Source organism: Chroococcidiopsis sp., assembly GCF_051657925.1.
Classification (GTDB): Bacteria; Cyanobacteriota; Cyanobacteriia; order Cyanobacteriales; family Chroococcidiopsidaceae; genus Chroococcidiopsis.
Window position 1 is genome coordinate 39,298 of sequence record NZ_JBOFLP010000247.1, and the last position, 8,538, is coordinate 47,835.

The 8,538-nt window shown below is 42.6% G+C and carries 11 protein-coding genes; 5 read left to right on the forward strand and 6 right to left on the reverse strand.

The window, feature by feature from the left end:
* Nucleotides 1-67: 67 nt before the first annotated feature.
* From ACRC32_RS20080 to ACRC32_RS20090, 3 genes are all read right to left on the reverse strand, one after another.
* Nucleotides 68-1,414: a DUF3370 domain-containing protein gene (locus ACRC32_RS20080; protein ID WP_438555641.1), complete on the reverse strand. Its 1,347-nt coding sequence runs from the start codon at nt 1,412-1,414 to the stop codon at nt 68-70.
* Between the two features lie 99 nt (nt 1,415-1,513).
* Nucleotides 1,514-2,887, reverse strand: a complete 1,374-nt coding sequence (locus ACRC32_RS20085; protein WP_438555632.1) for a serine hydrolase domain-containing protein — start codon at nt 2,885-2,887, stop codon at nt 1,514-1,516.
* Nucleotides 2,871-3,521: a pyroglutamyl-peptidase I family protein gene (locus ACRC32_RS20090; RefSeq protein ID WP_438555633.1), complete on the reverse strand. Its 651-nt coding sequence runs from the start codon at nt 3,519-3,521 to the stop codon at nt 2,871-2,873. The genes ACRC32_RS20085 and ACRC32_RS20090 overlap by 17 nt, the downstream gene beginning before the upstream one ends.
* Nucleotides 3,522-3,579: 58 nt before the next feature.
* Between ACRC32_RS20090 and hisH the strand changes: the two genes are divergently transcribed.
* Together hisH and rsmD are read left to right on the forward strand one after the other, a co-directional pair.
* Entirely contained in the window at nt 3,580-4,215 is a 636-nt protein-coding gene (hisH, locus tag ACRC32_RS20095) for an imidazole glycerol phosphate synthase subunit HisH (protein WP_438555634.1), read from the forward strand.
* Between the two features lie 85 nt (nt 4,216-4,300).
* A complete protein-coding gene (gene rsmD / locus ACRC32_RS20100; protein ID WP_438555642.1) occupies nt 4,301-4,846 on the forward strand; it encodes a 16S rRNA (guanine(966)-N(2))-methyltransferase RsmD in 546 nt (181 codons plus the stop codon).
* A 30-nt stretch (nt 4,847-4,876) separates the two neighbouring features.
* On the opposite strand, the gene petG is transcribed toward rsmD, so the two are convergent.
* A complete protein-coding gene (petG, locus tag ACRC32_RS20105) occupies nt 4,877-4,993 on the reverse strand; it encodes a cytochrome b6-f complex subunit V (protein ID WP_015154651.1) in 117 nt (38 codons plus the stop codon).
* A 256-nt stretch (nt 4,994-5,249) separates the two neighbouring features.
* Here petG and ACRC32_RS20110 point away from each other — a divergent pair, with 256 nt between their 5' ends.
* The 3 genes from ACRC32_RS20110 (at nt 5,250) to ACRC32_RS20120 (ending at nt 6,525) form a co-directional block, all read left to right on the forward strand.
* Nucleotides 5,250-5,624, forward strand: coding sequence for a c-type cytochrome (locus tag ACRC32_RS20110; protein WP_438555635.1), 375 nt, complete (start codon nt 5,250-5,252; stop codon nt 5,622-5,624).
* Between the two features lie 116 nt (nt 5,625-5,740).
* Complete coding sequence (locus ACRC32_RS20115) at nt 5,741-6,151, forward strand: PIN domain-containing protein (RefSeq protein WP_438555636.1); 411 nt, start codon at nt 5,741-5,743, stop codon at nt 6,149-6,151.
* 29 nt (nt 6,152-6,180) lie between these two features.
* Entirely contained in the window at nt 6,181-6,525 is a 345-nt protein-coding gene (locus ACRC32_RS20120) for a YlcI/YnfO family protein (RefSeq protein ID WP_438555637.1), read from the forward strand.
* Nucleotides 6,526-6,547: 22 nt separating this feature from the next.
* On the opposite strand, the gene ACRC32_RS20125 is transcribed toward ACRC32_RS20120, so the two are convergent.
* Nucleotides 6,548-8,284, reverse strand: coding sequence for an ABC transporter ATP-binding protein (locus ACRC32_RS20125; RefSeq protein ID WP_438555638.1), 1,737 nt, complete (start codon nt 8,282-8,284; stop codon nt 6,548-6,550).
* 147 nt (nt 8,285-8,431) lie between these two features.
* Nucleotides 8,432-8,538 (reverse strand): transposase (locus ACRC32_RS20130; RefSeq protein ID WP_438553416.1); only part of this gene is annotated, 107 nt, incomplete at its 5' end.

Sequence of the window (8,538 nt, forward strand, 5' to 3'; positions counted from 1 at the left end):
ACAAATCTCGTTTGCGTCTATGACATGTGTAGAGACATTACATGGAACGTCTCTACAATACATATTTCTATTGTGTCCCAATCGTTAAAACCTGCGGAGGGGTTGCATCTGGCGGGTAAAGAAAGTCTAATTGTATCAAACGGCGATCGCCTGGTTTCATCTGTAAAGTGACTAATGGTTCTCCCTGCTGTCCCCTCGTCTGGACTAAATGCACGTACTTCGTCCGAGGTAAGTTTTGGTCGTCGTTGTAACGCAGCCTTACCGTACCGCGAAAGAAGACTTGTTTTGCTGGCGAACTAAAAAAACGCAACCCGCCTTGACTGAGTTTATCTTCCTTCAGCGGTGTTTCTAGAGATACGGTGACAGTTCGGTCGCGATCGCTATTGTTTTGTAGCGGCAAACTCAAACTATATTGAATTCCATAGTTACCGTGGGCGCGATAAGCTGTATCTGGGTAACGAATCAGCATTGGCGCACTTTGAATTTGACTCGTTCCCAACGTCCCTTGGTTCAACATACTCAAACCATAGGAAAAAGCTTCACCTGGCGACGGGATACTTAAAGTAGAAGCACCCGAACTATCTATCAATTGCGATCGCCATTGGGAACCCTGCGCCACCCCAGCAACGCGACCGTAAACCACTTTACCGCTCGTTTGTTCTGGTGGTGTAGGAGTTTTATCGCGGGGTCCAGCTAAATTCCCACGCTCTAACATTTGCTGCCATTCTTCTAGAGTAGGCGATCGCTCTTGTCCGTTAGCATCGGTCGGCGCGTACATTGCCAAACTTGCAGCATAAACCGTTCCACTACTCCGCAAGCGCATGAATGTAGACCGTCCGTTGATTGGCGGTTCTAAACCCTGTACCGGAATCGGCAAATTGAATAACATCTGGCTTTGTCCGGGGGGAATAATCAGTTGCGGCGGAAAACTCGACTGTCGCTGTCCGCGCAAAATCTCATTCATGACGCGATCGCCTGGTCCCGCAAATATCGTACCCAAATTATTTTCAGCTACAGGTGGTAATTCTGCAAACGGTGCATCCGGTTGGCTGAGATAACTGGCTGCTTGCAAAATATCTACCCGTACCGCTTGCTTGCCAGGATTGTGTAAGATGATTCCTAAATAGAGCGATCGCAGATCGTCCGGTGTAGTCGGTTGAAAAACGTGATGAGCAAACAGATCGAATCTACCCCTAAAAGGAAAATTCAGATGAGCGGATTTAGTTTGTTTCCCACCAGGCGGAAAAGTGGAAAGTAAGATTCCTTCTGCCTGTACTTTTTCGGGACTATTACTATTAAATACTGGCACTGTATTCAAACTACCAGTTAAAGGACGTACAATTCGCGGTTGTACGATTTCTTGTGGTGGGGGAGTGGTTTGAGCAATGGGGAAAATTGGCAACAAAGGCAGCATAAGCAAGTCAAAAGTCAAAAGTTCAAAGTCAAAAGTTGTAGAGGCGGGTTCACAAAGTATCTCTGACTCCAACAAATATTTCCTGCAAAACCAACCAGACTAACGGGTAAAAGCCGCTAAGACGCGAGGAATAAATTCTTGGCGCGTTCTGTTTTTATTCCTGCCAAGATGAACGATAACGAGTTGGTGTGAAGGAATAATCGCAGTGTACTGATCTTGAAATCCTTGAGCGGTCATAATTTCGCTACGTCCAGATGGTGTAGAAACATTCATCAACCGAAAATGAGCGGCATAATCTTTCTTGGGTGCTGCTGGAGCTGGCGTACGACTGTACTTCACCCAGCCTGCGGGTAGAATGCGTTGCCCTTCCCACATGCCATCTTGTAAATAAAGCAAACCAAACCGCGCCCAATCCCTTGCTGTAGCATACATGAAAGCCGAACCGATAAACGTTCCCGATGCATCTGGTTCGATGACAGCACTAGACATTCCCAGGGGATTGAATAAGGCGCGACGGGGAAAAGTCAGATAATCGGCATCGTTACCGATTGCGCGGCGCACAATCCGAGAGATAATGTTGGTCGTGCCGCTGGCATACTGCCATTTACTACCTGGATCGGCTTCTAAAGGTTGACTTGCAGCGTAAGCAGCTACGTTACTCTGAGCGAATAGCATTTGAATTAGATTACCCAGAGGGTTGCCTTCGTTCTCGTCAAACTTCAAACCGCTACTCATGCGAAGCATTCGATCGAGTGTAATTTGACTGCGGCGATCGCCTGGATTGTTCCACTCTGGCATGAGATTTTTATCTGTTAGCGATAGCTTGCCTTCCTTAACTAAAATGCCTACAAGTGCATTCATCACACTCTTAGTCATCGACCATCCCAACAACGGCATTTGCGCCGAAAAACCTGGGGCGTAACGTTCTGCCACAATCTCGCCTTTGTAGACAATGACGACAGCCCTAGAGTTATGCTGGGAACTGAAAATCCAGTTCATAGCTGCTGTAAGTCGTTTTTGGTTAATTTCAGCCGGAATTTGGTTTGTCTTTCCTTGCAACCAACGTCGATCTTGTCGTGGAGTTAAGTTGAGTTGCTGAGTCTGCGATCGCAATTCTGTTTCAGAGCGATCGATAACCAAAGTACAACCAAGTCCAGGACGAAAGATTGCTTGATTTTTTGCCCAACCAAAAATACTTGCGGTGACAGATTGCTGCGGGCGATCGATCTTCACTTGAATTGACTTGACAATTGACTGTTCTAAGGTTGATAAACCTGCAATCTCAGCCAAAACATCTCGCTCGAAAATAGATTCTGGAGTGCGTTGAGAGACAAACACGCCCGAACAAAATTGTTTTGCTTGATAAGCCGTGCCGATACTCAGGATCTGCCACAGGGTAAAGCTAATATAGCCAATAATAGTGGCACTAATTAATCCGAAGCTCCACAAGACATATTTAAAGGCTGGTTTCATCTAAATAATTACCCAGTCGTTGCAAAATGAATTCAAAATCATTTAAAACTAAATTTAAATTTTGTTCAGTCAATATCGGGACGTGAACAAAAACACAATTTACTGGCAACTGGTGACGTTGAATCCACTCTAAAATTGAATAATACAGTCCTTCGCAAACAAACTTTCCGGCATCGTGACTAATTTTGACTCTGCTGTTCTCCCCGACTAACTTTTCGAGAACAATGTTTGTCTGTAAAGTTCTATCATTACAAGTTGCATTAGACTCAATACTCAAATACTGTCGGCGTTCTGCCATACCGCAACAAACAATGAAATTAGGTTTTAACACCTGAGCTTTTTTCATCACTATATTGCTGGCAAATTGAATGTTGACGGGTAACTGACGCAAAAAGTTGAGCACAGCAAATGTATAGTTAAGTTGAGATATTTTTTCTAATAGGTCGTCAGAAGAATTCGTTTGTTGGTGAGGTAGCCAAGTTGTAAAGGAAGTTAGTAGAATTTTTTTTGCCATCAAAGAATGTCTAACTCTAAAGGTGAATTTAGTCTTGGTAAAGCTAGGAAAAATTGTACACTCATTGACCAACAGCCTCAGCACCGCGATCGCCGCATTATACATGACTTGCTTTCCCACTCGCTACCTACTACTCACTTTGAAATAGAATAAGAGAGTGCCGGAATGAGGATGAAATATGGCAACGATCGCAGTTGTAGATTATGACATGGGAAACTTGCACTCTGCCTGTAAAGGACTAGAAAATGCAGGCGCAACCCCAAAAATTACGGATTCCGCCAGAGAAATACTACAAGCAGATGCGATCGTCCTGCCAGGAGTTGGCTCATTCGATCCAGCCGTGCGACATTTGCGATCGCGGGGTTTGGAAGCACCGATCAAACAGGCGATCGCCAGTGGGATACCATTTTTAGGAATCTGCCTTGGTTTGCAAATTTTATTTGAAAGCAGCGAAGAAGGTAAAGAGCCAGGGTTGGGAATTATTGCTGGTACTGTCCGCCGCTTCACCTCCGAACCAGGAATTACAATTCCCCACATGGGTTGGAACCAATTGCAATTTACCCAACCAGAATGCACGTTATGGCAAAAGTTGCAACTAAATCCCTGGGTTTATTTCGTTCATTCCTACTACGTCGATCCCGTCAATTCTGAAGTCCGCGCCGCTACAGTCACTCATGGTAGACAAGTTGTCACAGCTGCGATCGCCCAAGATAACCTCGTAGCCGTCCAATTTCACCCCGAAAAGTCTTCTACAGCAGGTTTACAAATTTTATCTAACTTCGTGGCGCAGGTAAAGGTTGGTGTTGCGTGTTAGTAGGGGCGGGTTTAACCAAGAAATCTTTGGTTTGTTCGCACAGATGTTCGATAAAACCCGCCCCTACAAGTTTTCGTACCTGACGATGAATATGAGAATCTCTGGTAATCGCCAATTAAAATCCCTCTCAGGTAGAGATACTCGCCCTACTAGTGGTAGAGTGCGGGAGGCTGTATTTAATATTTGGCAGGGAAAAATTACCGATTGTCGCTGGTTAGATCTATGTGCTGGAACTGGATCGATGGGTGCGGAAGCGTTATGCAGAGGCGCTAATTATGTAATCGGGATCGAACAATCCAGCCGTGCTTGCACCATTATTCAACAGAACTGGCAGAAAATAGCCAAACCAGAACAACAGTTTCAAGTATTGCGCGGTGACGTATTGAAGCGGTTGAAAACTTTAGCCGGACAGCAATTCGATCGCATCTACTTCGATCCACCCTATGCCAGTGGATTGTATCAGCCAATCTTAGAGGCGATCGCTCGCTATCATCTCTTGCATCCAGAGGGAGAACTCGCTGTAGAATACGATCCGGCTCTTTGGCAACCCCAAGCTTTACCTGGTTTAGAAATTTGTCGCCAAAAAATCTATGGCAACACAACTTTAACTTTCTATACAAAACAGATGTAGAGACGTTATATTTAACGCCTCTACATATTCTTAGTCAATTCCCAGCTTTTTACCGCGCTTGAATTGCTCGTAAGCTTTGAAAAACAGCCCTGCCAGGGTAACAAAAATTAGACCTAGTACCATGCCATCGAGTAAGGGTTCAACCACGTCAAATCTCCTGAATGTCAGATGTAGTAATATGTTTGCTTAGATTAAGTTTTTCTGCACGTCTTTAATCATACCTCTGTTTAGTTGTATGTAGGGGGCTGACTTAAAACTCTTTAGCTGACTGAATGCCAGTCGATTTTAACAAAAATTTAATGGGTATAAATTAGCGCTATTTGCTTGCCGATAAGGTCAAGAACTTTTAAGCTATGTGTAGGATATAGAAAAGATTTGTCAATTTGACTTTTAGTGAAACCTTTTGGATAACCAGCACGTCCTCAGTCAAAATTCGCTCCAGCGGTTCGCGACGATCGCTCTAGCGCTGTTATTGGCGATCGCAATGGCGATTGTGGGCGCTTACCTACTCAGTCCCGCCGATCCTTATATTAAGGGCGTTTTATCTTTACCTGGCGACTCCGTTCAAGGTAACGCGATCTTCCAGATGAACTGTGCTGGTTGTCATGGCTTTCAAGCAGAAGGTAATGTTGGTCCTAGCCTGCAAGGAGTTTCCAAACGAAAATCCGGCTACAGTCTGATTCATCAGGTGATTAGTGGGGATACGCCACCAATGCCAAAATTTCAGCCTAGCGAGAAGGAAATGGCAGACTTGCTCAGTTTTTTGGAAACACTCTGAGTAGCAACGTTCAGCCGTACTCAGATTGTCAAAGTTTGATTTCACCAGAACCTTGAATCTCTAAAAATAATGACACTAAGTATGGTGCTATAGTAGTGCTGTATTTTAGATATTTCATGTTACGAGTAGTTAGTGATACAAATGTTGTCTTTGCAGGATTAACTCAAAGGGGTAATGCTGCTAGTTTAATTATTGATGCTTGGTTAGCTGATTTATTTCGAGTCTATGTCTCAAATGCTCTAGCTTATGAATATGCAGATGTCCTATCTCGTATGCTTTCAGAAACTCGTTGGCAAAGCATTAAACCCGTTTTAGGAACCTTGCTATCTCAAGCAGATTTTACAACCATTTATTACTCGTGGCGACCTACTTCACCCGATCCAGGAGACGAACACATCATCGATTGTGCTATGAATGCAAGTGCCATTGTTATTACATCAAATATACGAGATTTTAAAACTGCAAAAGAATTACTGGGATTGCAAGTGATGACACCTTTAGAGGTTGTTATTGCTCTAGCAAGCTAGATATGTTTTGATTTTGTCAGGAGTTAGAAATGAGTAGGTTAACAATACGTCTACCAGAAATGTTGCATCACCAATTAGTGCGTTTAGCCCAAAGCGAAGGTGTTTCTTTAAATCAGTACATTGTTTATGCCCTGACTCGTCAGGTAACATCAGCTTACACGGTTGAGGCTCTTTCTGAAACAACTCGCGATCGCCAAAAAGAATTTTTTAATACTCTATTACAGAGTTTAGGACAAGCTTCAGCTGCTGAAATTGAAGTAGTAATGGCTGAACGAGAATTTGTTGAGCCAGAAGAGAGTTTAACTTCTGAAGTTATTAGCCGCTGGCAAGAGCGTATGAGTAATAAAAAAACATCCAGTTCTGAAAGTCAATGAAGTATCTTAATATATTTGTAGTTTAACTAAACTGCTGAGCATAAAACCGCGCATACCGTCCTTCTAATGCCAACAACTCTTCATGCGTACCTGATTCAAAAATTTGTCCTTTTTCCATTACCAAAATACGATCGGCACGGCGTACTGTAGTTAAGCGATGGGCGATAATAAATACGGTGCGATTTTGCATCAATCGTTCCAAAGCTTCTTGTACTAAAGCTTCCGATTCTGAATCTAAGGCAGAGGTAGCTTCATCTAAGATCAGAATACGCGGATCGAGTAAAACCGCACGAGCGATCGCAATTCTTTGTCTTTGTCCTCCCGATAAATTTACGCCTCTTTCTCCTACTTGAGTGTAATAACCATCAGGTAATTGCATAATAAATTGATGAGCGTTGGCAATTTTGGCTGCTGATTCTACATCTACTAAATTGTAGCTAGCCTGTCCAAAAGCAATATTTTCTGCGATCGCACCCGAAAATAAAACTGTTTCTTGGGGAACAATCCCTATTTGTCGTCGCAGACTTTTCAATTGCACGTCGCGCACATCAATTTCATCAATTAAAACTTTTCCTGACTGCGGATCGTAAAAGCGGGGGAGTAAGTTAACTAAGGTTGTTTTGCCCGCCCCAGAAGCACCAACTAAAGCAATTCTTTCTCCTGGTTGAGCAATTAAATTTAAGTTTTCTAGTATTGGTTGTCCTAGTTTATAGGCAAAACCGATCTGACGATATTCTACTTTACCGCTGACTAAAGGCAGAGCGATCGCCTGAGGCTTTTCTTCTACTGTCGGTTGAATTGCCAATAATTCAAACACGCGATCGACAGAAGCCTCTGCTTGTTTAAACTCGTTATAATTATTAGTTGTATGACTAATCGGATCGATAATCGATACTGCTGCTGCTAAATAGCTAAAAAATCCGGCTACAGTCAAGTTATTTTGAGAAATTTGCCACGCTGCAAATAAGAAAACAAATAGAAAACTCAAAGCTTGTAAAAATCCCACTACTGGAATTTGAATAGCTTTGAGTCGTTCTGTAGAATATTTTGCTTGTAAAGTTCGTTCGGCTTCATGACTGAATCGAGCAATTTCTCTATCTTCCGCTGCAAAGGCTTGAATAATCCGAATGCCACTAAAAACTTCAGTTAAAATTGCCGATAAATCTGAAATACGATTTTGACTTTTGAGCGAAAACTTTCTAACTCGTTCCCCAAACCAAGTAATTAAAATACCAATTAATGGCACGACTAAAATAATTGCGATTGTCAGTTGCCAATTGAGATATAACATGTAAATCGGAATTACCACCAACTGCAAAAGACAAGGAATAAAATCGTGAAAAATTTTATTGACGACTTCTCCAATGCGATCGATATCTTCAGTCAGTCGATAAGATAAATCGCCTGCTTTCGCAGTTTCAAAATAGCTAAGATTGAGTTTTTGTAGATGGCTGTAAACTTGTTTTCTGAGATGAAAAGCAACTTTTAAAGCTGCTTTTGCCATATAAATATCTTGGATCGCTTGAGCAATTCCTCTAATCAAAAAGACAACAGCACATAAACTAGAAAGTTGCGCGATCGCAACGACGTTACCTTCAGCAAACGGTGTGGTTAACCTTCCTGCTAGATGAATTAAGGCTAAGGTAGCAATGACAAAGCCCAAAATTCCCACGCCACCCTTAGCTAGATTTTGCCATTGGGGACGGATGTATGATAGTAGCTGCGAGTAAGAAGAACGAGAATAAGAACGAGTTTTCAAGGTAGCGATCGCATAAATCAGTTGTTCTTTAAATTACCAGTTTTTTACCATATGTAGGGTGCGTTAATAACGACCCTACCTCGACCTAAAGAAGCGATCGAAATGACAATAATTTAGGTTCTTCCGTTAAGACGGTGATAATTTTTTCTAATTTGAGAAGCAAGCTAGTAGCCGTTCACGAAAGTTAGTGAAATTCGTAAAACCATAAGCTTGCCGTTTAATCAGCTTAATTCGATTGTTAATTCCCTCCATTA

Bases quoted from the DNA above. Each gene is read 5' to 3' on its own strand.
- ACRC32_RS20120 (WP_438555637.1), top strand. From the start codon at position 6,181: ATGAGTAGGTTAACAATACGTCTACCAGAAATGTTGCATCACCAATTA.
- rsmD (WP_438555642.1), top strand. From the start codon at position 4,301: ATGAATATGAGAATCTCTGGTAATCGCCAATTAAAATCCCTCTCAGGT.
- ACRC32_RS20085 (WP_438555632.1), bottom strand. From the start codon at position 2,887: ATGAAACCAGCCTTTAAATATGTCTTGTGGAGCTTCGGATTAATTAGT.
- hisH (WP_438555634.1), top strand. From the start codon at position 3,580: ATGGCAACGATCGCAGTTGTAGATTATGACATGGGAAACTTGCACTCT.
- ACRC32_RS20115 (WP_438555636.1), top strand. From the start codon at position 5,741: ATGTTACGAGTAGTTAGTGATACAAATGTTGTCTTTGCAGGATTAACT.
- ACRC32_RS20080 (WP_438555641.1), bottom strand. From the start codon at position 1,414: ATGCTGCCTTTGTTGCCAATTTTCCCCATTGCTCAAACCACTCCCCCA.